Annotated in this window: 19 protein-coding genes and 3 pseudogenes; 14 read left to right on the forward strand and 8 right to left on the reverse strand. The window is 52.9% G+C overall.

Annotated elements, in window-relative coordinates:
• Positions 1 to 60: 60 nt before the first annotated feature.
• Entirely contained in the window at positions 61 to 1449 is a 1389-nt protein-coding gene (pntB, locus tag M8370_RS11645) for a Re/Si-specific NAD(P)(+) transhydrogenase subunit beta (RefSeq protein WP_013096868.1), read from the reverse strand.
• A 10-nt stretch (positions 1450 to 1459) separates the two neighbouring features.
• A complete protein-coding gene (gene pntA, locus M8370_RS11650) occupies positions 1460 to 2989 on the reverse strand; it encodes a Re/Si-specific NAD(P)(+) transhydrogenase subunit alpha (protein ID WP_020688274.1) in 1530 nt (509 codons plus the stop codon).
• Between the two features lie 534 nt (positions 2990 to 3523).
• Here pntA and ydgH point away from each other — a divergent pair.
• From ydgH to folM, 3 genes are all read left to right on the forward strand, one after another.
• Complete coding sequence (gene ydgH / locus M8370_RS11655) at positions 3524 to 4468, forward strand: DUF1471 family protein YdgH (RefSeq protein WP_013096870.1); 945 nt, start codon at positions 3524 to 3526, stop codon at positions 4466 to 4468.
• 185 nt (positions 4469 to 4653) lie between these two features.
• A complete protein-coding gene (locus M8370_RS11660) occupies positions 4654 to 6036 on the forward strand; it encodes an amino acid permease (RefSeq protein WP_250021088.1) in 1383 nt (460 codons plus the stop codon).
• Between the two features lie 39 nt (positions 6037 to 6075).
• Positions 6076 to 6798, forward strand: coding sequence for a dihydromonapterin reductase (gene folM / locus M8370_RS11665; protein WP_250021089.1), 723 nt, complete (start codon positions 6076 to 6078; stop codon positions 6796 to 6798).
• Here folM and M8370_RS11670 read toward each other — a convergent pair.
• Positions 6795 to 7130: a GlpM family protein gene (locus tag M8370_RS11670; protein WP_013096873.1), complete on the reverse strand. Its 336-nt coding sequence runs from the start codon at positions 7128 to 7130 to the stop codon at positions 6795 to 6797. The two genes, folM and M8370_RS11670, sit on opposite strands and share 4 nt — an antisense overlap.
• Positions 7131 to 7258: 128 nt before the next feature.
• On the opposite strand from M8370_RS11670, the gene rstA reads away from it, so the two are divergent.
• The 4 genes from rstA (at position 7259) to tus (ending at position 10894) form a co-directional block, all read left to right on the forward strand.
• Positions 7259 to 7975: a two-component system response regulator RstA gene (gene rstA, locus M8370_RS11675; protein WP_095427160.1), complete on the forward strand. Its 717-nt coding sequence runs from the start codon at positions 7259 to 7261 to the stop codon at positions 7973 to 7975.
• A gap of 247 nt (positions 7976 to 8222) precedes the next feature.
• Positions 8223 to 8483, forward strand: coding sequence for a hypothetical protein (locus M8370_RS11680; protein WP_130626034.1), 261 nt, complete (start codon positions 8223 to 8225; stop codon positions 8481 to 8483).
• A gap of 109 nt (positions 8484 to 8592) precedes the next feature.
• Positions 8593 to 9891 (forward strand): two-component system sensor histidine kinase RstB, encoded by a 1299-nt coding sequence (rstB, locus tag M8370_RS11685; protein WP_013096876.1) that lies wholly within the window; start codon positions 8593 to 8595, stop codon positions 9889 to 9891.
• A 73-nt stretch (positions 9892 to 9964) separates the two neighbouring features.
• Positions 9965 to 10894 carry a DNA replication terminus site-binding protein gene (tus, locus tag M8370_RS11690; RefSeq protein ID WP_013096877.1) on the forward strand — a complete coding sequence of 310 codons (930 nt, stop codon included), beginning with the start codon at positions 9965 to 9967 and terminating at the stop codon, positions 10892 to 10894.
• Here the strand turns inward: tus and fumC are convergent, their stop codons facing one another.
• A complete protein-coding gene (fumC, locus tag M8370_RS11695) occupies positions 10895 to 12289 on the reverse strand; it encodes a class II fumarate hydratase (protein ID WP_013096878.1) in 1395 nt (464 codons plus the stop codon).
• Positions 12290 to 12426: 137 nt separating this feature from the next.
• On the reverse strand, positions 12427 to 14073 hold the full coding sequence (gene fumA, locus M8370_RS11700) for a class I fumarate hydratase FumA (protein WP_219246583.1): 1647 nt from the start codon (positions 14071 to 14073) through the stop codon (positions 12427 to 12429).
• 199 nt (positions 14074 to 14272) lie between these two features.
• On the opposite strand from fumA, the gene manA reads away from it, so the two are divergent.
• Positions 14273 to 15448 (forward strand): mannose-6-phosphate isomerase, encoded by a 1176-nt coding sequence (manA, locus tag M8370_RS11705; RefSeq protein ID WP_250021090.1) that lies wholly within the window; start codon positions 14273 to 14275, stop codon positions 15446 to 15448.
• Between the two features lie 98 nt (positions 15449 to 15546).
• Positions 15547 to 17079, forward strand: a complete 1533-nt coding sequence (locus M8370_RS11710) for a YdgA family protein (RefSeq protein ID WP_013096881.1) — start codon at positions 15547 to 15549, stop codon at positions 17077 to 17079.
• Positions 17080 to 17165: 86 nt separating this feature from the next.
• Here the strand turns inward: M8370_RS11710 and M8370_RS11715 are convergent, their stop codons facing one another.
• Positions 17166 to 18194, reverse strand: a complete 1029-nt coding sequence (locus M8370_RS11715) for a Mal regulon transcriptional regulator MalI (protein WP_038980402.1) — start codon at positions 18192 to 18194, stop codon at positions 17166 to 17168.
• Positions 18195 to 18372: 178 nt separating this feature from the next.
• On the opposite strand from M8370_RS11715, the pseudogene malX reads away from it, so the two are divergent.
• The 5 genes and pseudogenes from malX to M8370_RS11740 all read left to right on the forward strand — a co-directional run.
• A pseudogene (malX, locus tag M8370_RS11720) lies at positions 18373 to 19503 on the forward strand (PTS maltose transporter subunit IICB); the annotation flags it as partial.
• 85 nt (positions 19504 to 19588) lie between these two features.
• Positions 19589 to 21358, forward strand: coding sequence for a recombinase family protein (locus M8370_RS11725; RefSeq protein ID WP_058660844.1), 1770 nt, complete (start codon positions 19589 to 19591; stop codon positions 21356 to 21358).
• 566 nt (positions 21359 to 21924) lie between these two features.
• A complete protein-coding gene (locus M8370_RS11730; protein WP_058660846.1) occupies positions 21925 to 22770 on the forward strand; it encodes a lysozyme inhibitor LprI family protein in 846 nt (281 codons plus the stop codon).
• The gene (locus tag M8370_RS11735) at positions 22760 to 23128 is read left to right on the forward strand and encodes a hypothetical protein (protein ID WP_058660847.1); all 369 of its coding nucleotides are present in this window, start codon (positions 22760 to 22762) and stop codon (positions 23126 to 23128) included. The genes M8370_RS11730 and M8370_RS11735 overlap by 11 nt, the downstream gene beginning before the upstream one ends.
• Entirely contained in the window at positions 23112 to 23696 is a 585-nt protein-coding gene (locus M8370_RS11740; protein ID WP_058660849.1) for a hypothetical protein, read from the forward strand. The genes M8370_RS11735 and M8370_RS11740 overlap by 17 nt, the downstream gene beginning before the upstream one ends.
• A gap of 77 nt (positions 23697 to 23773) precedes the next feature.
• On the opposite strand, the pseudogene M8370_RS11745 reads toward M8370_RS11740, so the two are convergent.
• A pseudogene (locus tag M8370_RS11745) lies at positions 23774 to 24980 on the reverse strand (IS3 family transposase).
• A 91-nt stretch (positions 24981 to 25071) separates the two neighbouring features.
• A pseudogene (locus M8370_RS11750) lies at positions 25072 to 25548 on the reverse strand (tyrosine-type recombinase/integrase); the annotation flags it as partial.

Consider the following 25548-nt stretch of genomic DNA (forward strand, 5'->3'; position numbering starts at 1 on the left):
AACGCTGACCGCAGAAATAAGAAAACCGCCCCGAAGAGCGGTTTTTGAGGAGAACGCGAATTACAGTGCTTTCAGGATTGCATCCACGCTGGCTTTGGCATCGCCAAACAGCATGTGGGTGTTCTCTTTGAAGAACAGCGGGTTCTGAACGCCAGCGTAGCCGGTGTTCATGGAACGTTTGAAGACAATCACGTTCTGCGCCTTCCACACTTCCAGAACCGGCATCCCGGCGATTGGGCTGCGTGGATCGTCCTGCGCCGCCGGGTTAACGGTGTCGTTGGCGCCAATGACCAGCACGGTGTCGGTGTCGGCGAAATCATCGTTGATCTCGTCCATCTCCAGCACGATGTCGTAAGGCACTTTCGCTTCTGCCAGCAGCACGTTCATGTGGCCTGGCAGACGCCCCGCTACCGGGTGGATGCCAAAGCGCACCTTGATGCCGCGCGCGCGCAGCTTCTCGGTGATTTCAGCAACCGGATACTGCGCCTGCGCCACCGCCATGCCATAGCCTGGGGTGATAATGACCGAGTGCGAGTTTTTCAGCATCTCTGCCGTATCTTCCGCGCTGATCTCACGGTGCTCGCCCACTTCTTCGTCAGAACCGGTCGAGGAGCCGTCAGAGCCAAAACCACCGGCGATAACGCTGATGAATGAGCGGTTCATCGCCTTACACATGATGTAGGACAGAATCGCACCGGAAGAGCCCACCAGCGCACCGGTGACAATCAACAGGTCGTTGCTCAGCATAAAGCCAGCCGCTGCCGCCGCCCACCCGGAGTAGGAGTTCAGCATCGACACCACAACCGGCATATCTGCCCCACCGATGGAGGCCACCAGGTGCCAGCCGAACGCCAGGGCAATGATGGTCATCACCAGTAACGCCAGCACCTGCAGACCTACGCTTTCGGTACGCACAAAGACCACCAGCAGCACAAAGGAGACCACCAGCGCCGCCAGATTCAGCTTATGACGGTTTGGCAGCATCAGCGGTTTGGAGGAGATCTTACCGCGCAGCTTACCGAACGCCACAATCGAGCCGGTGAAGGTTACTGCACCGATGAAGATGCCCAGGAACACTTCGGTCAAATGAATGTTGACCAGAATCGGCTCCATGCCCGGTTCGTGGTACAGATAGCTGTTGAAGCCCACCAGCACCGCCGCCAGACCGACGAAGCTGTGCAGGATCGCCACCAACTCCGGCATTTCGGTCATTTCAACGCGTTTTGCCAGACGAATACCGATCGCCCCGCCGATGATCATCGCCACCAGGATCCAGGCAACGTTGCCGGTATCGGGTCCGAAAATAGTGGCAATCAGCGCAATCGCCATCCCGGCGATACCAAAGTTATTACCCTGCTGAGACGTTTCGTGTTTGGAAAGTCCCGCCAGACTGAAAATAAACAGGATTGCAGCAACAATGTATGCGGCTGTCACTAATCCTCCAGACATATGCTACCCCTTAGCCTTTACGAAACATTTTCAGCATGCGCTGAGTCACGGTGAAACCACCGAAAATATTGATACTGGCGATCAGCACCGCAATAAAGCTCAGGAAGCTAATCCAGCCGCCGTGACCAATCTGCAGTAACGCCCCGACCACGATGATCCCGGAGATGGCGTTAGTGACCGACATCAATGGCGTGTGTAGTGCATGGGAGACATTCCAGACCACGTAGTAACCCACCACGCAGGAGAGCGCGAAGACGGTAAAGTGGCCGAGGAACTCTTTTGGCGCGACATCGGCCAGCCAGCCAAACAGAATAATCGCCAGCGCCATGAGCGCATATTTACGCCACGGAGACGCCGGTTTAGCAGGCTCTGTGGGTTCTGGCGCCGCTTTCGGTGCAGCCTGAGGCTGGGCGGAAACCTGAATCGGTGGCGCAGGCCAGGTGATTTCGCCTTCACGCACCACGGTCACGCCGCGCACAACCACATCGTCAAAATCAACGGTGATGTTGCCATCTTTCTCTTTGCAGAGCAGTTTCAGCAGGTTAACGAGGTTAGTACCGTACAGCTGGGACGACTGCGTGGGCAGACGGCCCGGCAGATCCGTATAACCAATCACCTTCACCCCGTTGGCGGTCGTGGATACCTGGTTCGGCACGGTATATTCACAGTTACCGCCGTTTTGCGCGGCCAGGTCGACAATCACGCTGCCCGGCTTCATGGTGTCAACCATCTCACGGGTGATCAGCTTCGGTGCTGGTTTACCCGGGATCAGCGCGGTGGTGACAATAATGTCCACCTCTTTTGCCTGCGCGGCAAAGAGTTCCATTTCCGCTTTGATGAAGGCTTCGGACATCACCTTCGCATAACCATCACCGCTGCCCGCTTCTTCCTTGAAGTCCAGCTCAAGGAACTCGGCGCCCATACTCTGCACCTGCTCCTTCACTTCCGGGCGGGTGTCAAACGCGCGGACGATAGCGCCCAGGCTGTTTGCCGCACCGATAGCCGCCAGGCCTGCCACACCGGCACCAATCACCATCACTTTTGCCGGCGGCACTTTGCCTGCCGCCGTGATCTGACCGGTGAAGAAACGGCCGAATTCGTGGGCGGCTTCGACGATTGCACGGTAACCGGCGATGTTTGCCATTGAACTCAGGGCATCCAGAGACTGCGCGCGCGAAATACGCGGCACGGAGTCCATCGCCATTACCGTCACGCCACGTGCCGCCAGCTTCTCCATCAGCTCTGGGTTTTGGGCAGGCCAGATAAAGCTCACCAGCGTGGTGCCCGGGTTCAGCAGCTCAATCTCGCTCTCTTGCGGCGCATTCACCTTCAGAATAACGGGTGATTGCCAGACTTCAGCACCGTCCACCACGTCCGCACCAGCCTGAATAAAGGCCTCGTCATCGAAACTCGCCAGTTTGCCCGCGCCGCTTTCAATGGCGACGGTAAAACCCAGTTTAAGCAGTTGCTCCACCGTTTTTGGTGTCGCCGCTACGCGGGTTTCATTGGCAAACCGTTCTTTTGGTACCCCAATACGCATAGTTTTCCCTTCCATCGGTTTTTGATGATGGTTTATCGATAAATGCCCGCAGTTGCATCAAATTTCGCCATCCAGAGAGCGGCGGCAAATGAGTAACCCCGGAAAATAAAACAGTAACAAACTTTCTATAACCTACTGAAAATAGCGCCTGCGATCTACCGCCTGAAAACACTATTTCTTACATTATCTGTGAAAAATAAGCGATCGGCCTCGCTGACAGAGATATTTACCTTAAATTCATCCTCAGAACCGATAAATCGCGCAAGCGAAGCGGTAAAAACATGATATAGCGCCATATGAGATCAACTTATTAACATTAAATTAACTTGTAAAAGTCATATGCTTTATCACTTTTGCTTGTCAAACGCCTGTTTTTTCAACATATCACTAAATGTTATCGAATCAGATCCTTCGGTGAGCACACGCTGTGAAAAATGGCGCAGACAGCAACAGGTTTTAAATGCCATAATCGGGACCGTCTCAAATTAACAACAATACCAGTACATGGTTTGCGCAAGGCGAAGGATTATTTTTATGAAGCTTAAGAACACACTCCTGGCGTCCGCACTTCTTTCCGCGACCGCCCTGTCTGCGAATGCCGCGACAGAGTTAACGCCGGAGCAAGCGGCAGCGTTAAAACCTTTTGACCATACGGTCATTGTGGGTCGTTACAACTCTATTGGCGATGCCGTTACCGCCGCATCAAAAGCCGCTGATAAAAACGGCGCAGCGTCGTTTTACGTGCTTGACCAGTCCGATCAAGGCAATAGCGGCAACCAGCGCGTGACCATTGCGCTGTACAAAGAGAATGCGCCAAAAGCTGACGCGCCGAAAAACCGCGTGATCAACGGCGTCGTTGAACTGCCTAAAGATCAGGCGATTGAACTGGAACCGTATGACACCGTTACCGTTCAGGGCTTCTACCGCAGCCAGCCAGAAGTGAACGATGCCATCACCAAAGCCGCGAAACAAAAAGGGGCTTACTCGTTCTACATCGTGCGTCAGGTAGATGCTAACCAGGGTGGCAACCAGCGTATTACCGCGTTCATCTATAAAGAAGATGCGAAAAAACGCGTTCTGCAAAGCCCGGATGCCATCCCTGCTGATTCAGAAGCCGGTCGCGCAGCGTTAGCGAAAGGCGGCGAAGAAGCGAAGAAAGTCGAAATTCCAGGCGTAGCAACCTCCGCAGCGCCAAGCGCTGAAGTGGGCCGTTTCTTTGAGACGCAATCCACGAAAGGTGGCCGTTACTCCGTTACCCTGCCAGACGGCACCAAAGTTGAAGAGCTGAACAACGCCACGGCTGCGCAGATGGTGCCGTTCGACAGCATCAAGTTTACCGGCAACTATGGCAACGGTACGGAAGTCTCTTATCAGGTCGCGAAGCGTGCGGCGAAGAAAGGGGCGAAGTACTACCACATCACCCGCCAGTGGCAGGAACGTGGTAACAACATGACCATCAGCGCCGATCTGTACAAGTAACAAAACCCTTCATCAAAGGCGGCTCAATGCCGCCTTTTTTTGTTACTTTTTTTGAATTTCTGCTACACATCATTGCATGCGTTCGTGACACTCCGTAAAATCCCGCGCCTTAGTGTGATCCACCATTTTTATGCGCCTGTGCGAAATAATTATTCTGGATTTGGACCTTTCATAACAGGAAGCCAATGGAAAAGAAACTTGGCCTGAGTGCTTTAACTGCACTCGTTTTAAGCTCAATGCTGGGTGCGGGGGTATTCAGTTTACCGCAGAATATGGCGGCCGTCGCAAGCCCTGCCGCGCTACTGATTGGCTGGGGGATTACCGGCGTTGGCATTTTGCTGCTGGCCTTCGCCATGCTGCTGCAGACCCGTATTCGTCCCGATCTCGATGGCGGTATTTTCACCTACGCGCGGGCCGGTTTTGGGGAGCTGATTGGCTTCTGTTCCGCGTGGGGTTACTGGCTGTGTGCGGTGATCGCTAACGTCTCCTATCTGGTTATTGTCTTCTCGGCGCTCAGTTTCTTTACCGATACGCCCGAGCTGCGTCTTTTTGGTGACGGCAACACCTGGCAGTCGATTGTCGGGGCGTCGGTGCTGCTGTGGGTCGTACACTGGCTCATTTTGCGCGGCGTCCAGACAGCGGCAAGCATTAACCTGGTGGCGACGCTGGCCAAACTGGTTCCGCTCGGTCTGTTTATCGTGCTGGCGTTTATGGCATTCCGTCTGGATGTATTTAAACTCGATTTCACTGGCCTTGCGCTGGGCGTCCCCGTCTGGGAGCAGGTGAAAAACACCATGCTGATCACCCTGTGGGTTTTCATTGGTGTTGAAGGTGCGGTGGTGGTCTCTGCCCGCGCGCGCAATAAGCGCGACGTCGGACGCGCCACGCTGCTGGCGGTGCTGGCGGCTCTCGGTGTCTATCTGCTGGTGACGCTGCTGTCGCTGGGTGTGGTGGCTCGTCCTGAACTGGCCGAAATGCGTAACCCATCCATGGCCGGTCTGATGGTGAAAATGCTCGGTAGCTGGGGCGATGTGGTCATTGCCGCGGGGCTGATTATCTCCGTCTGCGGGGCTTATCTGAGCTGGACCATCATGGCGGCAGAAGTGCCTTTCCTGGCTGCCACGCACAAAGCGTTTCCACGTCTGTTTGCCCGTCAGAATAAAAACAGTGCGCCGTCAGCGTCGCTCTGGCTGACGAATATCAGCGTTCAGGTCTGCCTGGTGCTGATCTGGCTCACAGGTTCGGACTATAACACCCTGCTGACCATCGCCTCGGAGATGATTCTGGTACCCTATTTCTTAGTGGGTGCGTATCTGTTAAAAATCGCCACCCGCCCGGCGCATTATGCGGTAGGGATCGGCGCCTGTATTTACGGTTTGTGGTTGTTGTATGCTTCCGGGCCTATGCACCTGCTGCTGTCGGTGGTGTTGTATGCGCCGGGCCTGCTGGTGTTTATCTATGCCCGCCGTACTCATCAGCTGGAGAACGCGCTTAAACGCCGCGAAATGGCCCTCATCGGGCTGTTACTGGTTGCTGCCGTACCGGCAACCTGGATGTTAATGGGATAACCCTGCGTTTCCCATTGTTGAACTGAAAAGGAGAATACGATGGGAACTGCGCAGCATCGCCCAATACTGATCACTGGTGGAGGCCGTCGTATCGGCCTCGCCCTCGCCCATCACTTTCTCAACCTTCGCCACCCGGTCATTGTCAGTTACCGCACGGAATACCCCTCGATAGACGGGCTACGAAAAGCGGGTGCAACCTGTATTCAGGCTGATTTCTCCACCGACGACGGCATACTTGCCTTTGCGGATAAGGTCAAATCTACGACCCACGGTCTGCGGGCGATTATCCATAACGCCAGCGCATGGCTTGCAGAAAAACCCGGTACGTCGCTTAGCGAAACGCTCGCCTGTATGCTGCAGATCCACGTCAATGCCCCCTATCTGCTTAACCATGTCCTGCAGGATCTGCTGCGCGGCCACGGCCATGCCGCGGGGGACATTATTCATTTCACCGATTATGTGGTGGAGCGCGGGAGCGACAAACACATCGCTTATGCGGCGAGTAAAGCCGCACTGGATAACATGACGCGTTCATTTGCCCGCAAGCTGGCACCAGAGGTCAAGGTGAACGCCATCGCCCCGGCGATGATTTTATTCAACGAGGGCGATGATGCCGAGTATCGTCAGCAGGCGCTGAATAAATCCCTGATGAAAATCGCCCCTGGCGAGAAAGAGGTGATCGACCTTATCGATTATCTGCTCACCAGCTGTTACGTCACCGGCAGAACCTTTGCCGTGGACGGCGGGCGACCGCTGCGCTAGTGATAGCGGCTCCAGAAGAAAATCAGCACCCAGGCGCTGAGCCCCCAGCAGACCACCGCCCCGCCCAGCGCCAGGGGAAGCCGCAGAAAGCCCGTGAAATACCACAAGGACAACAGGTAGAGAAAGTAAGGGATGATTGACCACATGCCAAACACAATGGTGGTGCGCAGCGCCTCAGTGCCGCGTTCCGAGGCGACAATGTAGTGTGCAATGAGCGCAAACGTCGGGAAGAGCGGAATCAGCCCGGCAATGTAGTAATTTTTGGTTTTTGCCAGTACGCCAATCAATAACACCACCAGCGCGCCCAGCGCGGCTTTTATCGCCAGCCCCATGCTTTTTCCTATAACAATCAAGTAACAATAAGAGCCAGAATAACGGAACTGACGTTAATTTTGAAAGATTAATGGAAGGTTAAGGTTACGCGGTGTATGTTGGCATTTTTCGCGATAACAGACGTTGTATGAATAAGATTGTTTATGTAGAAGATGAGCCCGAAGTGGGACAATTGATCGCCGCTTATCTGGGTAAACATGATATGGACGTTATTGTTGAGCCACGTGGCGATCGCGCCGAAGAGGTCGTGGTGCGTGAAAACCCGGACCTGGTGCTGCTGGATATCATGTTGCCCGGCAAAGACGGGATGACGCTGTGCCGCGACCTGCGCGCTCAGTGGGATGGCCCTATCGTGCTGCTGACCTCACTGGACAGCGACATGAACCATATTCTGTCGCTGGAGATGGGGGCCAATGACTACATTCTTAAAACCACGCCGCCTGCCGTTCTGCTCGCCCGTCTGCGCCTGCATTTGCGCCAGCATGCCAGCAGTGAACGCGAGGTGCCGGCGCAGTCCCTCATGCCGCATAAAGCGATGCGGTTTGGCACGTTATCCATCGATCCTATTAACCGCCAGGTCCTGCTTTCCGGTGAGCTTATCGCGCTCTCTACCGCCGATTTTGACCTGCTCTGGGAGCTGGCCACTCATGCGGGGCAGATTATGGACCGTGACGCGTTGCTGAAAAACCTGCGCGGCGTAAGTTACGATGGAATGGATCGCAGTGTTGACGTGGCTATTTCGCGACTGCGTAAGAAACTGCAGGACAACGCCACCGAGCCGTACCGCATCAAAACCGTGCGTAACAAGGGTTATCTGTTCGCCCCGCACGCCTGGGAAACCTGATCGCGTTGGCAAAATAGCATAACCTGCGCGAAATGAAGGCATTACACGACAATGCCCTGACTTTCGCGCGTTAATTTGCCCGTTGGCGCAACAATTAACTTGCTAAGCCAGCGAACTAATCCATAATTACTTTTCCTGCATTCCTTCTTGAGCTCGCACCGGGCCCGCCACATAAACGTTTTTATCGCGACGCTTTCGCTACCTCTCTCCCATAAAATCTTGAAATGAGGATTTAAGCCTATGACATATGTATAGCTACCATGACGTAGAAGCCATCAAAACCAATCTTGAATGGATTGTTAATCAGGCAACGCTTAACCAAGCCTCCCCCACGCGTGCCGACCAAAAAGCCCTCTTTGATCTTCTGGAACTGATTCAGTCTTACGAAATATTGTTGGATTTAATTAACGAATTCGGAAGCGCCGTGATTGATGCGGAGATCGCGGAAGGCCTGAGCGTGATAGAAAAACTCATCGCCAAAATCAAAAGAAGTACTCACGCCATGTAACAAACCTCGGCACGGCTCAGATAATACGTTTGTCGTGCATGATGGTGGTGAAAACACCGGAAGGTTTTTCATGTATATTCTGCATGTATCGTTTTTTCGGTGAGATTTAATGAAAAAGCTTTTTGTGCAGTTTTATCTTTTGCTGTTTGTCTGCTTCCTGGTGATGACCATGCTGGTCGGGCTGGTCTATAAGTTCACTGCCGAACGAGCGGGCAGGCAGTCGCTGGACGACCTGATGAAAAGCTCACTTTATCTGATGCGCAGCGAACTGCGTGAAATTCCACCACATGACTGGGCGAGAACCTTAAAAGAGCTGGATTTGAACCTGTCGTTCGATCTGCGCATTGAACCGCTGAAGGATTTCGATTTAGATCCGCCTGCCATGCAGCGCCTGCGTGACGGGGATATCGTGGCACTGGATGAGAAATACACCTTTATCCAGCGCATTCCGCGCAGTCATTATGTGCTGGCTGTAGGGCCGGTGCCTTATCTCTATTATCTGCACCAGATGCGCCTGCTGGATATGGCCCTGATGGCCTTTATCGCCATTTCACTCGCCTTCCCGGTCTTTATCTGGATGCGCCCACACTGGCAGGACATGCTGAAACTGGAATCCGCCGCACAGCGCTTTGGCGAGGGGCATCTTACCGAGCGTATTCACTTTGACAGCGGGTCCAGCTTTGAACGTCTGGGGGTGGCATTTAACCAGATGGCCGATAACATCAACGCCCTGATTGCCAGTAAAAAACAACTGATCGACGGGATTGCTCATGAGCTGCGCACGCCGCTGGTGCGCCTGCGCTACCGGCTGGAGATGAGCGAAAACCTTACGGCGGCAGAGTCTCAGGCGTTAAACCGCGACATCGGCCAGCTTGAAGCGCTCATTGAGGAGCTGCTTACCTACGCTCGCCTTGACCGTCCGCAAAATGAACTGCACCTCAGTACTCCGGATCTGCCGACGTGGATCCAAACCCATATTGATGACGTCCAGAGCGTCAATCCGCAACGCACCCTGTTAACGCGCGTCACACCGGGTGATTACGGCGCGCTGGACATGCGCCTGATGGAACGCGTGCTGGATAATCTGATGAACAACGCCATGCGCTACAGCGAGAGCACGCTGCGGATTGGCCTGGACTTGCAGGACAATCAGGCCCGTCTGACGGTGGAAGACGATGGCCCCGGCATCGCCCCGGATGCGCGTGAAACCGTGTTCGAGCCGTTTGTGCGTCTCGACCCGAGCCGCGACCGTGCGACGGGAGGGTGTGGTCTGGGGCTGGCGATTGTCCACTCTATCGCGCAGGCGATGGGCGGCACGGTGCAGTGCGGGGAGAGTGAACTCGGCGGCGCATGCTTCTGCTTTAGCTGGCCGGTGTACCATAACATCGCCCTTCCCGTTCCTGCCTGACCTTAACCGCACGCTGGCCTGACCCGGCGTGCTGTGTTATACCATGAGTATGTTGTAACTAATGGGGATTCACATGGCGACATACGATCTTATCGAAAGGCTGAACAGCACCTTTCGGGAGATGGAGCATGAGCTGTTAACGCTGACCGAGCGCCTGCAGGCCTGCCGCCTGTTGGCTGCGCGGGTCTTTACCCTGCCGGAGGTGGCAAAAGGCGCAGAGCACGATCCGCTGCAAACCATCGACGTCAAACAGCATATCGGCCAATCCGCGCGGGATCTGGCGCTACAGCACTATCGTCGCCTGTTTATTCAGCAGCAGTCAGAAAACCGCAGCAGCAAGGCGGCCGTTCGCCTGCCGGGGGTGATCTGCCTGCAAACGGACGCCGAAACCCGTGAGGCGCTGGAAACCCAGATTACGCACATCAATACCCTGAAAGCGGCATTTGAAAAGATCATTACCGAAGAGTCAGGCCTGGCGCCAGCCGCCCGCTTTGAGTGGGTGCACCGCCAGCTTCCGGGTTTAATCACCCTGAATGCCTACCGTACGCTGACGGTACTGCGTCAGCCCGCCACGCTGCGCTTCGGCTGGGCCAACAAGCACATTATCAAAAACTTTACCCGGGATGAGATCCTGGCCCAGCTGGAAAAGAGCCTGAAAGCGCCGCGCACCGTGGCTCCGTGGTCGCGCGAGCAGTGGATTGAGCGCCTGGAGCAGGAGTATCACAGCATCGCGTCATTGCCCGTTGAAACGCGCCTTAAGATTAAACGCCCGGTGAAGGTGCAGCCTATCGCCCGCGTCTGGTATTCAGGCCAGCAAAAGCAGATCCAGTACGCCTGCCCAACGCCGCTGATTGCGCTCTATGATGCCGATCAGGGCGCCGTGGTACCGGACATTGGCGAACTGCTGAATTACGATGCGGAAAACGTTCAGCATCGCTATAAGCCTCAGGCGCAGCCGCTGCAGCTGATTATTCCCCGGCTGCACCTGTATGTGGCGACGTGACTATTTCAGGCTGCCGACCATCGCTTCAGGGCGGACCCAGGCATCAAACTCGTCTTCCGTGAGGTAGCCAAGCGCCAGCGCAGAGGCTTTCAGCGTCAGCCCCTCTTTATGCGCCTTTTTGGCGATCTCAGCGGCTTTGTCGTAGCCGATATGGGTATTGAGGGCGGTCACCAGCATCAGCGACTCATTGAGCAACTGACTGATTCGCTCGCGGTTCGGCTCAATGCCGGAGGCGCAATGCGCGTTGAAACTCTCCATGCCGTCCGCCAGCAGACGTACAGACTGAAGCACATTGTGGATAACCATCGGACGATAGACATTCAGCTCGAAATTGCCTGACGCACCGCCCATATTGACGGCCACGTCATTTCCCAGCACCTGACAGCAGAGCATAGTCATGGCTTCACACTGCGTCGGGTTCACTTTGCCCGGCATAATGGAGCTACCCGGTTCATTTTCCGGGATGCTGATTTCACCAATGCCGCAGCGCGGGCCAGAGGCCAGCCAGCGCACGTCGTTGGCGATTTTCATCAGTGATGCCGCCAGCCCTTTCAGCGCACCATGGGTGTGAACCAGCGCGTCGCAGGTTGCCAGCGCCTCAAACTTATTGGGCGCGGTAACAAACGGTTGCCCGGTAATCGCGGCCAGCTCTTCCGCCACGCGCACCGCGTACTCCGGATGGGTATTTAACCCCGTCCCCACCGCCGTGCCGCCCAGCGCCAGCTCAGAGAGATGCGGCAGGCTGTACTCAATGTGTTTGAGATTGTGTTCCAGCATCGCCACCCAGCCGGATATCTCCTGTCCAAGGGTCAGCGGCGTGGCATCCTGCAGGTGGGTACGCCCGATTTTGACGATATCACTGAAGGCCTGGGCTTTCTCGTTAAGGGTGCTTTTAAGCACATTTAGCTGCGGGATCAGCTGTTCACGGATGGCAATCACCGCCGCCACGTGCATTGCCGTCGGGAAGACATCGTTGGAGCTCTGGCTCTTGTTAACGTCATCGTTCGGGTGAACCTTACGCTCCATACCGCGCACGCCGCCCAGCAGCTCGCTTGCCCGGTTGGCCAGCACTTCATTCATGTTCATGTTGCTCTGCGTGCCAGAGCCGGTCTGCCAGATGGCCAGGGGGAATTCGTCGGGATGCTTGCCCGCCAGCACTTCGTCGGCGGCACTGATGATGGCGTTGGCTTTGTCAGCCGCCAGCAGGCCCAGATCCAGATTCACTTTGGCGGCGGCACGTTTGGTCAGCGCCAGCGCCTGAATCAGCGAAACGGGCATTTTCTCTGTCGAAATACGGAAATGTTCCAGCGAGCGCTGGGTTTGCGCCCCCCAGAGTTTGTCGGCCGGAACGTCGATCGCGCCCATCGAATCTTTCTCACGGCGATGCGTTGTCATTACTTTCTCCTTGATAATTAAAGATGGGATTGCTCACATGCTTAAGAGATAAGTATTGATGACTTCTGAGAAACGTTATGGCGCTTTGTGCGCTCTTTTTGGTGTCGGGTGGCGTAGCCGCCACCCGGCTTTTTAGCTTACTTCACACATGCCGAACACTGAGAGGACTGGATCTGCTTGAAGAAGTCATTGCCTTTGTCATCCACCAGGATAAACGCCGGGAAATCTTCCACTTCAATTTTCCAGATCGCTTCCATACCCAGTTCCGGGTATTCCACGCACTCCAGGCTCTTGATGCTGCCCTGCGCCAGTACGGCCGCCGGACCACCGATACTGCCCAGGTAGAACCCGCCATGCTTGTGGCACGCATCCGTCACCTGCTGGCTGCGGTTGCCTTTCGCCAGCATGATCATGCTGCCGCCGTTGGCCTGGAGCTGGTCAACATAGGAGTCCATGCGGCCTGCGGTGGTTGGGCCTAATGAGCCGGAGGCATAACCCTCTGGCGTTTTCGCCGGGCCCGCGTAGTAGATCGGATGATCTTTGATGTACTGCGGCAACCCTTCGCCGTTGTCCAGGCGCTCTTTCAGCTTCGCATGGGCGATGTCGCGGCCGACGATGATCGTGCCGTTCAGGGAGAGACGCGTCGAGACCGGGTACTGAGACAGCTGCGCCAGAATCTCTTTCATCGGACGGTTCAGATCAACGCGAACCGCTTCACCTTCACCGGCTTTACGCAGCGCTTCCGGAATGTACTTACCCGGATTGTTCTCCAGTTTTTCGATCCACACGCCTTCACGGTTGATCTTCGCTTTGATGTTACGATCCGCCGAACATGAGACGCCCATACCCACCGGGCAGGATGCGCCGTGGCGCGGCAGACGGATCACACGCACGTCGTGAGCAAAGTATTTACCGCCGAACTGTGCGCCGAGCCCCAGATTACGCGCTTCTTCCAGCAGCTCCTGCTCAAGCTGAACATCGCGGAACGCCTGGCCGTGTTCGTTCCCTTCGGTTGGCAGGGCGTCGTAGTATTTAGTCGATGCCAGCTTCACGGTTTTCAGCGTCGCTTCCGCCGACGTGCCGCCAATGACAAAGGCGATATGGTATGGCGGGCAGGCTGCAGTCCCGAGGGTACGCATTTTTTCCACCAGGTAGTTCTTCAGCTTGCCCGGTGTGAGCAGCGCTTTCGTTTCCTGGTAGAGGTAGGTTTTGTTGGCTGAACCGCCGCCTTTCGCGATGCAAAGGAATTTGTACTCATCGCCGTCCACGCTGTAGAGGTCAATTTGCGCAGGCAGGTTGGTGCCGGTGTTGACCTCTTTATACATATCCAGCGCCGCGTTTTGCGAGTAGCGCAGGTTGTCTTCGGTGTAAGTGTTGTAGACACCGTGCGCCAGCGCGGCTTCATCGCCGCCACCGGTCCAGACACGCTGGCCTTTTTTACCCACGATGATGGCCGTACCGGTGTCCTGGCAGGTCGGCAGAATGCCTTTTGCCGCGATATCGGAGTTACGCAGGAACTGCAGCGCGACATACTTATCGTTTTCGCTGGCCTCCGGGTCGCTGAGAATATCGGCCACCTGCTGCTGATGCGCAGGACGGAGCATAAACGAGGCGTCGTGGAAGGCGTGCTGCGCCAGCAAGGTCAGCGCCTGCGGATCGACCTTGAGGATCTCCTGCCCTTCAAACTCAGAGACAGAGACGTGATCGCGGGTTAACAGGTAATATTCGGTCTGATCCTTACCGAGCGGGAAAGGATCCTGGTAATGAAAGGGTTTGTTCGACATTGTTCTCTCACTTACTGCGTCGGTCTGATTATTCAGGGCAGATGTTCCGCTGCCCGGCTTAAAAGCGAGTCAGCTTATCCTACACAAATTTTTAACAAAAACTGAGACTAGTACGACTTTTTACATCCGCAGGTTACTTCCAGGTGGTTTATTGCTTTAATACCCGGAGTTTATTCCACATTTGAATCAGGGCTTGATAATGCAAAAACTCATCAACTCAGTGCAAAACTACGCCTGGGGAAGTAAAACTGCGTTAACGGAACTCTACGGTATCGCGAACCCGGACAACCTGCCGATGGCAGAACTGTGGATGGGCGCCCACCCGAAGAGCAGCTCAAAAGTTGAAGATGCCAGCGGCCAGGTGCGCGCGCTGCGCGACGTAATTGACGCCGATAAAGCCACGCTGCTGGGCAACAGCGTGGCCAGTCGTTTTGGCGAGCTGCCGTTCCTGTTTAAGGTGCTGTGTGCCGATCAACCTCTCTCCATCCAGGTTCACCCGAACAAGAAAGCCTCTGAAATTGGCTTTGCAAAAGAGAATGCGGCCGGTATCCCGTTAGATGCCGCCGAGCGTAACTATAAAGATCCGAACCACAAGCCGGAGCTGGTCTTTGCGCTGACCCCTTTCCTGGCGATGAACGCGTTTCGCGAGTTCTCCGAGATCATCTCTCTGCTGCATCCGGTCGCAGGAGCGCATAACGCTATCGCACATTTCCTGGCAAATCCGAACGCGGAAAGCCTGAGCCAGCTGTTCGCCAGCCTGCTCAACATGCAGGGCGACGAGAAATCCCACGCCCTGGCGGTGCTGAAAGCGGCGCTGGACGGCCAGCAGGGCGAACCATGGGACACCATCCGTCTGATTTCTGCGTTTTACCCGGACGACAGCGGCCTGTTCTCCCCGCTGCTGCTGAACGTGGTGAAGCTAAACCCGGGCGAAGCCATGTTCCTGTTCGCAGAAACGCCGCATGCCTATCTGCAGGGTGTGGCGCTGGAGGTAATGGCCAACTCGGACAACGTGCTGCGCGCGGGTCTGACGCCGAAATATATCGACATCCCTGAACTGGTGGCTAACGTGAAGTTTGTGGCAAAACCTGCTGCCGAGCTGCTTACTCAGCCCGTCAAAAATGGCGCAGAGCTGGACTTCCCTATTCCGGTTGACGATTTTGCTTTCTCCCTGCACGACCTCAGCCAGACCAAAACGACCATCGCGCAGGAGAGCGCGGCGATCCTGTTCTGCGTTGAGGGTGAAGCGACACTGCATAAAGGCGAACAGCGTCTGGTGCTTAAGCCGGGTGAGTCAGCATTCGTTGCTGCTAATGAGTCCCCGGTCAGCGTGAGCGGTACCGGTCGCCTGGCGCGCGTATTTAATAAGCTTTAGACAATACTGAATTTTTTAACAACTCTTGCTAAGCTAGTGGCAGGCTTTATATCTCCGGGCGGTTTCTACCGCCTGGTTTCATTTTAGGGATAGTCGCAATGAAAAAATCGGTCGTAGCGGTAGGCGTGATTGTAGCGTTAGGCGTAGTCTGGACGGGAGCATCCTGGTTTACCGGGAAGCAGCTGGAGAGCCGTCTGGCTGAGATGGTGGCACAGGCTAACAGCCAAATTAAGCGTGGCGCACCGGAAGCGGGTGTAGAGCTGAGCTATCAGAATTATGAGCGCGGGGTATTCACCAGCCATATGCAGCTTGTGGTGAAGCCCGTTGCCGGAAATGAAAATGGCTGGCTGAAGCCGGGCCAGACGGTGGTGCTGGATGAGGTGGTAAGTCACGGTCCGTTCCCGCTGGCGCAGCTGAAGTCCTTTAACCTGATCCCATCAATGGCGTCCGTTCACACCGTGCTGGTGAATAACGACTTAACTAAGCCGCTGTTCGATCTGGCAAAAAATGAATCGCCTTTCGCGGTTGATACCCGCATCAGCTATGCCGGTGATACCCGCTCGAATATCGCGCTGAAGGCGCTGAACTACGAGAAAGAGAACGAGAAAGTCACCTTCAGCGGTGGCAACTTCACCGTAGATGCTGACCGCGAAGGGAACGTGCTCTCCCTGACAGGGGAAGCGCAAAGCGGTCTGGTCAACGCCGTTAACGAATACGATCAGAAGGTACAAATTACCTTCAACAATTTGAAAGCAGACGGCAACAGCCGCATGACCGACTTCAAAGAGCGTATCGGCGATCAGAAACTCTCGATTGATAAGATTGCCATTGCGATTGAAGGTAAAGAGATGGCCGTGCTGGAAGGCATGGACGTTGATGGTAAATCGGATGTCTCCAAAGACGGTAAGAGCATCAATACTCAGCTGGATTACACCCTGAAGAGCCTGAAAGTGCAGAATCAGGACCTGGGTACCGGCAAGCTTTCGCTGAAGATCGGCAATATTGACGGTCAGGCGTGGCATGAATTCAGCCAGAAATACAGCAAAGAGAGCCAGGCGCTGCTGACCGATGCCGCGCTGCAGCAGAACCCGGAAGTGTATCAGCAGCAGGCGATGGCCGTGCTGTTCAACAACCTGCCTATTCTGCTCAAAGGTGAACCGGTGATCACCGTCGCTCCGCTGAGCTGGAAAAACAGCAAAGGCGAAACCAGCTTTAACCTGTCTCTGTTCCTGAAAGATCCGGCAACCGCAACGGGCGAACCGCAAACGCTGGCACAGGAAGTGGATCGCAGCGTGAAGTCTCTGGACAGCAAGCTGACGATCCCAATGGATATGGCAACCGAGTTTATGACTCAGATTGCGAAGCTTGAAGGGTACGGCGATGACGATGCCGGCAAGCTGGCAAACCAGCAGGTGAAAGGCCTGGCGGCGATGGGCCAGATGTTCCGCATCACAAAGGTGGACGACAACACGATTTCCACCAGCCTGCAGTATGCCAACGGCCAGGTGACGCTCAACGGTGACAAAATGCCGCTGGAGGACTTTGTCGGCATGTTTGGTATGCCTGCCCTGGGCATGCCGGAACCGGCTGAACCAGCAGCGCCAGCCGAACCTGCGGCGCCGCAGCAGTAAACGACAAAACCCCTCGCATGAGGGGTTTTTTATTGCCGGGGGGCGGCGATGCCTTATCTGGCCTACGCTCCGCAACGTGCTCTGGATTATTTCACCGTTACCAAACGCGCCGCCACAATCTGGTGCCCGGCCTGCACGTCTGTTTTTTCGATGCGCTGCATGATCCTGTCCGCCAGCGTGTAGCCCATCTCCCGTGCGGGCGTGGTGGCCCAGACGATGGGCAGATCGTCCAGCGCATTTTCGCCAACGTCGGCAAATGCCCCTAACGCCACCTGATGGCCGAAGAAGGTTTCAACCCCCCCCTCACCGCTCTGACGCCCGGCGCGGATCAGACCAAACCAGGCCCCCATCGCAATCACATCGTTGTAGCAAATCACGGCGCTTATCGTCGGGCTGCTGCTTAACAGCGCACCGATCGCTTCTGCGGCTTTTTTCTGACTGGATTCACACTCTACCACCCACTCGCTGTGGAACGGTAAACCGTATTTAATCAGCGTCGCGCAATAACCGCCCACCCGTTCGGCGCGGGTCAACGACGAGCTTTTTCCGCCGAGCCAGGCAATCCGCTGATGCCCGCGACGAATAAGATGCTCGGTCAACATTTGGGCCGCCTGCATGTTATCTGGCCGCAGGGTATCGGCTTCATCCAGATAACTGGCACGCGACGCAAAGACCAGCGGCACCCCTTTTGCGGCCGCGCGCTCGCATAATTCACTGCTCACGCCCGACGCTCCGGCAACAATCACACCGTCAACGCCCTGGGTGAGCAGCATGTCGAGCCGGGAAAGAAGCTGGTCCGGCTTGCGCCCGCCGTGGAGCAGAAACACCATTCGTCCCTGCGCCTCCAGCGCTTCGGTTAACCCGGCGGTCAGTTCGGCGTAAAAGGGTGAAGTCAGGTCACGCACGATCAGGCCAATCACGCCGCTTTGTCCCCCGCGCAGGGCCGACGCCTGACGGTTACGCACAAAACCCAGTTGTTCAACGGCGTCGTTAACCCGCTGACCGGTCGCGGGAGAGATGCGCCCTTTTCCACTCAGGACCAGTGAAACGGTGCTGACGGAAACCCCCGCCGCCAGCGCGACATCGTTGATGGTGATCTTTTTCGCTACAGCCATGTGTTGGCGTGACTCCCTGATAATGAGATCGGTAAAACGTTTTATCAATACGTTATCTTTATACTACCAGTGAAAGGCTGAGAATGTGATTCAGCGCGCACTAAACTTTGATAAAACGTTTTATCTTCTCGCAGCATTGAAGCAGACAAACTGATTTTAACAATAAAGGAGTCGTTTTATGACGGCGAAAACAGCACAAAAAATATCGCTGTGGGAATTTTTCCAGCAACTGGGTAAAACCTTTATGCTGCCCGTGGCGCTTCTCTCGTTCTGCGGGATCATGCTCGGGATCGGCAGCTCGCTCAGCAGTAAGGACGTCATTACGCTGATCCCGTTCCTCGGTACCCCTGTGCTGCAGGCGATCTTTATCTGGATGAGTAAGGTCGGCTCCTTTGCCTTCAGTTTCCTGCCCGTGATGTTCTGTATCGCCATCCCGCTGGGCCTGGCGCGTGAGAATAAAGGCGTGGCGGCGTTCGCCGGTTTTGTGGGCTACGCGGTGATGAACCTTGCGGTGAACTTCTGGCTGACCGCCAAAGGCATCCTGCCCACTACCGATGCTGCGGTGCTGAAAGCCAACAACATTCAGAGCGTGATTGGTATTCAGTCCATCGACACTGGGATCCTCGGCGCGGTGATCGCGGGGGTCATTATCTGGATGCTGCATGAGCGCTTCCACAATATCCGCCTCCCCGATGCCCTGGCTTTCTTCGGCGGCACCCGCTTCGTGCCAATTATTACTCTCGTGGTCATGGGGCTGTTTGGTCTGGTCATCCCGCTGATCTGGCCGGTCTTTGCGCTCGGTATCAACGGTATTGGCCGTATCATTAACGGCGCGGGCGATTTCGGCCCGATGATCTTCGGTACCGGCGAACGTCTGCTGCTGCCGTTTGGCCTGCAACATATTCTGGTGGCGCTGATTCGCTTCACCGAAGCAGGCGGCACCATGGAAGTGTGCGGTCATGATGTAAGCGGTGCGCTGACCATCTTCCAGGCGCAGCTGAGCTGCCCAACCACTCATGGCTTCTCTGAGAGTGCGACCCGCTTCCTGTCACAGGGTAAAATGCCGGCCTTCCTCGGCGGTCTGCCAGGCGCGGCGCTGGCGATGTACCACTGCGCCCGACCGGAAAATCGTCACAAAATTAAAGGGCTGTTGATTTCCGGGGTAATCGCCTGCGTTGTAGGCGGTACGACTGAGCCTATCGAATTCCTGTTCCTGTTTGTCGCGCCGGTGCTGTATCTCATCCACGCGGTGCTAACCGGTCTGGGCTTTACCGTGATGGCGGTGCTGGGCGTCACCATCGGTAACACTAAAGTAAAATACACCTCATTAAGAATTGAGGCGTAAAAACAGCTATACCTGTCGCCGCAATGGATTACCAAAGAGGTGATGACCAATGCCTGCACATGTTACAATCTTAAGAAATACAGTACGTCCAGTGAAATTCAATACCATGAATCGTCCACGCTTATATTCATATATCCGTTACTCCAGCGAACGACAAGGCAGAGGTAACTCGATCGAGCGACAGAAGAGTTACATTGCGGAAATGGCAAAAAAGATCGCTGCTGAGTACGATCTGGAAATTTTCGAGGAATACCAAGATTTAGGAGTATCCGCGTACAAAGGTAAAAACGTTCAGGAAGGAGCATTATCGGATTTTATAGCCCAGGTTGAATCCGGCTTGATCCCAAAGGGGTCTTTCCTTTTGATTGAATCCCTTGATCGCTTCTCACGCCAGAACGCCATGCAAGCAGTTAACCTTTTCACCAGTTTATTGCTTAATGGCATCACGGTAATTACCGGGATTGATAAACAGATTTACAGGCAGACTGAAGTAAACACCGAGATATTGCAGCAACTGATGTTTAGCGTGATGTTGTTCAGCCGTGCAAACGAAGAAAGTTCAACCAAATCACACCGCACCATTGCAAGTGCTCTATCCAAGATCAGACGCCACCAAAAAAGGAAACCAGGTGATCCTGTAATCGCAATTAAAGAGTTAGGGTCGGATAAATGGTGGACAGATTCGAGTACTGGGTATGTCAATCCGCATCCAGTCCTGTTCCCCATAGCAAAAAAAATTATCCAGTTAAAACAAGACGGTTGGTCAAATCGAATGATCCTTATGCACCTGAAAAACAACTACGATGGACCGGTTATTGGCAACAAAAAATCAAAAGGTATATGGAATATGCAGCATTGTTCCAGAATCCTTGAGCCAGCCATTTATGGACGAAAAGTAATCACTGTAAACAATGCAGAATACGTTCTGGATGATTATTACCCTGCTATCATCAGCAAAGATGAATACGAAGCGTTAAAGATCCAAGTTGGAAACAAAGGGTTTGCCCCGAATCGCGAGATTAACCCTGAAATACCGTTACTTTCCGGTATTGGCATTTTGCATTGTGCGCACTGCTCATGTTACATGGTTAAGGCTAAATCAACCCTTAAGAACCATCCACATGCTTACCGTTACCAATGCGCATCCAGAGATCTACATCAGGATTGTAATAAGTGGGGATTCAGGGCAAGCACTCTTGAAAGGACAATTTTACAACTGATAGCTGATAGAATATTCTTACAGACGAAATATCAACCATCTGGTTTAGAATGGAAAATATCGGACATAGAATCGAAAATTGAGAACTATGTATTAGCTATAGGTTCAGCTAAAAGCCCGGCAATCATTAACAGCATGACTTCGCAAATTGAACAACTTGAACAAGAAAAACAAAGCCTGGTAGAGGAAAAAAGGCTATACGATGAATCAATCGTGCAAATGAACACTGAAGGGTGGGACAAATTCAGGAAGTTTGATATTAATGACGCACTTAACCCTTTACGCGCAAAAATAAGGGCAAACATTAAGACCGTTATTACGCGCATAGACTGCTCCAGAATAGATAAGAAACACAACTTGTTTACCATCACATACCGCGATCAGCATAAACAGCGTATCGTTATCGAAAACAACTCAGGCTGGAAGAAGGGTAAGATTTATGTTGAAGCACAGACTATAAACGATACTCAAATTCTTGAATCTGAGGGGTTGATACTACATGATCATATTGACATATTGATCAACCGAGATAAGTTCATGACGGAAGCGAAAAAACGATTAGAACATCCCCGAACGCTGATCGATGAACTGACGGAATAAAGGCAAGTATTAGCTCCAATGTGAAAACATCCCATATTCCAATGTAAACACAAGATGTTATTATCCATCGCTATAACGCCATGAATCGCTCTGTATCTTGTCAGAGCGATTAAAGTAGGCGTGGGCATTATTTAATACCAAAACCCCGTAAAACTCGATACAGTGCGTTTTAGAGCAAGGGGGCTAAATTACATTATCCATTACGTCTACATACTGATCCCATTGTTCCGCTTCTTATCGAAACACCTCTATAGTTGCTGTAACTCCCCAGGTAAGTTGAATGTAATCCCCTTCTTTGGGAATACTCGATACTAACCCGCCCCTCCCCACCTTAACATTAAGCATATCATTCCTTGAAAAACCATTAAATACAATAACCTTCGTAGCCATGCCACCTCTTCTACCCGCGCCAATCGATCTATTTCATAGATCAATATGCGATTATTGATAGATCTTATAGATCAATATAAAATCAAGTCTCTCAGCCTGATTTCACTTCGAAATCAACCAATTTACGTTTACTGAAGAGTCGCAGTTTTTTCGATAGCACAAGGAAAGACATACGCATGAAGCCAATAAAACTCATTAAGATCATCACGTTGAATGCCTTTTTGATTTCAAGCAGCGCTACAGCAGCCTCAGATAACCGCATCAGTTTCCAGAATATTGATACCGTGGATGACCTTATGGCGCTCCCGGCAAGTGAGCTTTGCCTGAATGGTGGACCTACGTCAGATGACATAGAACTCATATTGCTAAATGGCCCCCTGGCACGTTCTATGTATCAAAATGACCCTACGGCAGCAAGGATGGTCATTAATGAACAGTCCGCAAACATTAAAGCCAGAATCAAAGAAAAGTGCTCAAATCCAGATAAGCCCGTGCGTAAATTAACGAAAGGAATGTTTAAGAACGGAGAAGATGTGTGCAAACGTGGAGCGCCGACGATAGAAGAAGCTAAAGTATTCATTAACGAGTCGGACGATCCTGAATTGAATATTGATAAACAATTGCAAGCCATTCCTTATGAATATCGCCTCATATTGGAAGAAGGTGCGAAATTAAATGGGTATACACTTCGTGAAATGTTTATTGAGGACATAGCTACGAAGATCTCAAAAAGTTGGGAAAAAGCGTGTGCTGATAAATCATATTTTCAGAATAAAGCAAAGAACATCACAACCGCTCATGACAAGCTAACAACACCGCACTCCCCTGAAGAAGATTATCGTATTGCGGATAAAAAGCTTAACGATACATGGAAAGAACTACCAACTGAAACACGTAAATCTTTGCTACCATCGCAACGAAAATGGATCAAAAAACAGGCTACCTGCAATCAGGATGTTCAATGCCTAATTGACATGACCAATAAGCGCATCACTGAACTGGAGGCTGAAAATGCTAAGTAATGACGTAACCGTAGTATTGGTCCATGACTATTTAGCACAATCACCGGACAATTCCTACCAAGGAAAATACACAGTAGGGCGATTTCACCTGACAGATGCGTTCATCGTTCAATATATGAAGCTGTTACATGGGGTCGAAATACCTGATTCATGGATCAGTAGCAGCTTCACTAACATATCAGATACCGATACCCGTAAGGTTATGTATATGGAAGGTTGCGATATGTTATCTAAAGACATCATGAATGAAATTCGTAGTGCCGTGAAGTCCCCGCCTGACAACATAAAAATATACCGTAATGGAGAGCGTATTGTTAAGATAGAAGTTATGGAGAAACAAAATGACCTCAAAATTTAAAAAGTCAACGACAAATGTTGCCTTCTTCTTTGGACTTTATATATTGAACGGAATAGCAATAACACCCAGCCAAGCCAGAACATCGGAATTAATACATTTCTCGAACGGAGGTTCAGCATCTTTACAACAAAACGAACAATCAACAAAATCATCGATAATAGATATACTTCCAAGGCTGTATACAACCGAAGAAGTTTATGCACGATTTCAGGAACATGAGTTCAGAGCAACAAATGACTTCAAAAAGTGCCGATTGATGGTTACAGGAAAAATAAAAAAGATTAGCGCAGCCACCTTCAGTAAAAATCCGTTAGTAACGTTACACATCCCTGATTCAAGTGAAGGCTTGAAATTCCTTTTCGGAAATACGGATTATGATAACAATACTGTAGCAGCATTAAACGTGGGCGATACAGTGATTATTGCTGGATGGAATGCACGACCAGGAACATTTGGGGACATTTTTTTAGATGATTCGCAAATCATGACAAAAATGGTTTCAAAGAATAAGAAGCAAATGCTGGCTTTAAACGGTGGAATTTATGATCGGGAGATTTGTCATAAGTGACGTCAGGCAAATGCATGGGACCATCCTCCAGATCTTGACCTGATCTTGACACGATATTTCCGGACAGCTTTTGTGTCTTAAGTTAACGCTCCCCGCAGTCGCCGGTAATCCTTCGGGGAGTAATATCCCTGAGCGCTGTGTGGGTGGTTTTCATTGTAATGTATGAACGCTGCCGCAAGGTTTCACAGTGCTGTTCTCACATCCGGCTTTAGCATGAACGCGATATAGCCTCCTTCATCGTTTTCACGAACCGTTCAGCCATGCCATTGCTCTGTGGGCTGCTCACCGCTGTTGTGCAGGGCTCCAGATTCAGCTCTACCGCGAACCTCCGCGTTTCATGCGCCGTATACGCTGAACCGTTGTCCGTCAGCCACTGCACCGGTGTGTCCGGTAACCTGTCACCGAAGCGCTTTTCCACCGACCTCAGCATCACATCCTGCACGGTCGAACTGTCATAGCCTCCCGTGCTTGCTGCCCAGTCTATGGCCTCGCGGTCGCAGCAGTCCAGCGCGAACGTTACACGCAGTTTTTCGCCGTTGTCGCAGCCGAACTCGAAGCCATCTGAACACCAGCGCATATCGCTTTCTGCCACCGCTATCTTGCCCTTATGTTCACGCTTCGGTCGCTCTGGTTTGTGATGCAACAACAACAGGTTATGCTCGCTCATTATCCTGTAAAGCCGTTTGGCATTCACAGGTGGCTGTCCCTCTGTGCGACGTTGCTTGCGCAGGATGCCCCACACGCGTCGATAACCATAACTCGGCATATCGCTGATAATGTTGAGGATAGCCGACAGTATTTCTGCGTCTGCTTCTTCATTACGCCGGTTACAGCGCCTGTCCTGCCAGTCGGCAGAACGGTTAATCCGCAGTGACAGTTGCGCACGCGACACGCACATGGTCCGGCTGACCATGGCTATTCCCCGTCCTTTGGCAACAAGGGCGCGTGCGCTATCCATTTTCGCGACTGACCGTACTCCACGGCTTCTTTCAGGATCTCAACTTCCATCGTCTTCTTGCCCAGAAGGCGCTGAAGCTCCCGGACCTGCTTCAGAGCAGCAGTAAGCTCAGAAGCAGGAACGACTTCCTCTCCAGCCGCAACGGCGGTGAGGCTGCCTTCCTGATATTGCTTCTTCCACTTAAACAGCAGGCTGGGCTGGATACCATGCAGGCGTGCGACATGGGAGACATTCATACCCGGCTCCATCGTCTGCTGGATAATGGCAATCTTCTCCTGAGGAGTTTTACGTTTACGGACTTCTTGCCCTAACAGGATCCCGGTCATCTCAAAATTGGTGTTAGTGTTAGACATATATTCAAGCCTATCTCTTATCTGGAGATACAGCTACTGTCTGGTGTTTCAGGGGGCTACATCAATACCCGGCCTCATGTAGCAAGGTGCTGGCAGTACGCCGTAAGTCATGGGGGCCAAACTTAGGCAACAACTCCCCTTCTTTCTGTGCCTGACGATACGTCAGTGTCAAAACCCGGTTTAAAGTAGCGCTACTCATAGGTGCATCGGAATCGTAGCGCGAAGGAAGGATAAAATCAGAGCTACCGGCAAAGGTTTTAAGAGCAATCAAAATATCCATTGCCTGTTGGGGAAGAAAAACCAAATGTGGATTACGTCGTTTCATCCTCTCCTTTGGTATCGTCCATAATGCTTCACTAAAATTGATCTCGCTCCAAGTCGCGTTAGTAAGCTCGCTTTTACGTACCATCGTTAACAGCAAAAGTTTAACCGCTGCTCTGATTGATGGCGTCGTTCCTACCCGTTCCATATACCGATACATCAGACCGATTTCAACTGGCGTCAATGCCCTGTCACGAGGCTCAAATTTCGCTATGCTTGC

It is taken from the genome of Enterobacter cloacae complex sp. OE43NF (assembly GCF_023544405.1).
GTDB lineage: Bacteria > Pseudomonadota > Gammaproteobacteria > Enterobacterales > Enterobacteriaceae > Enterobacter > Enterobacter cloacae.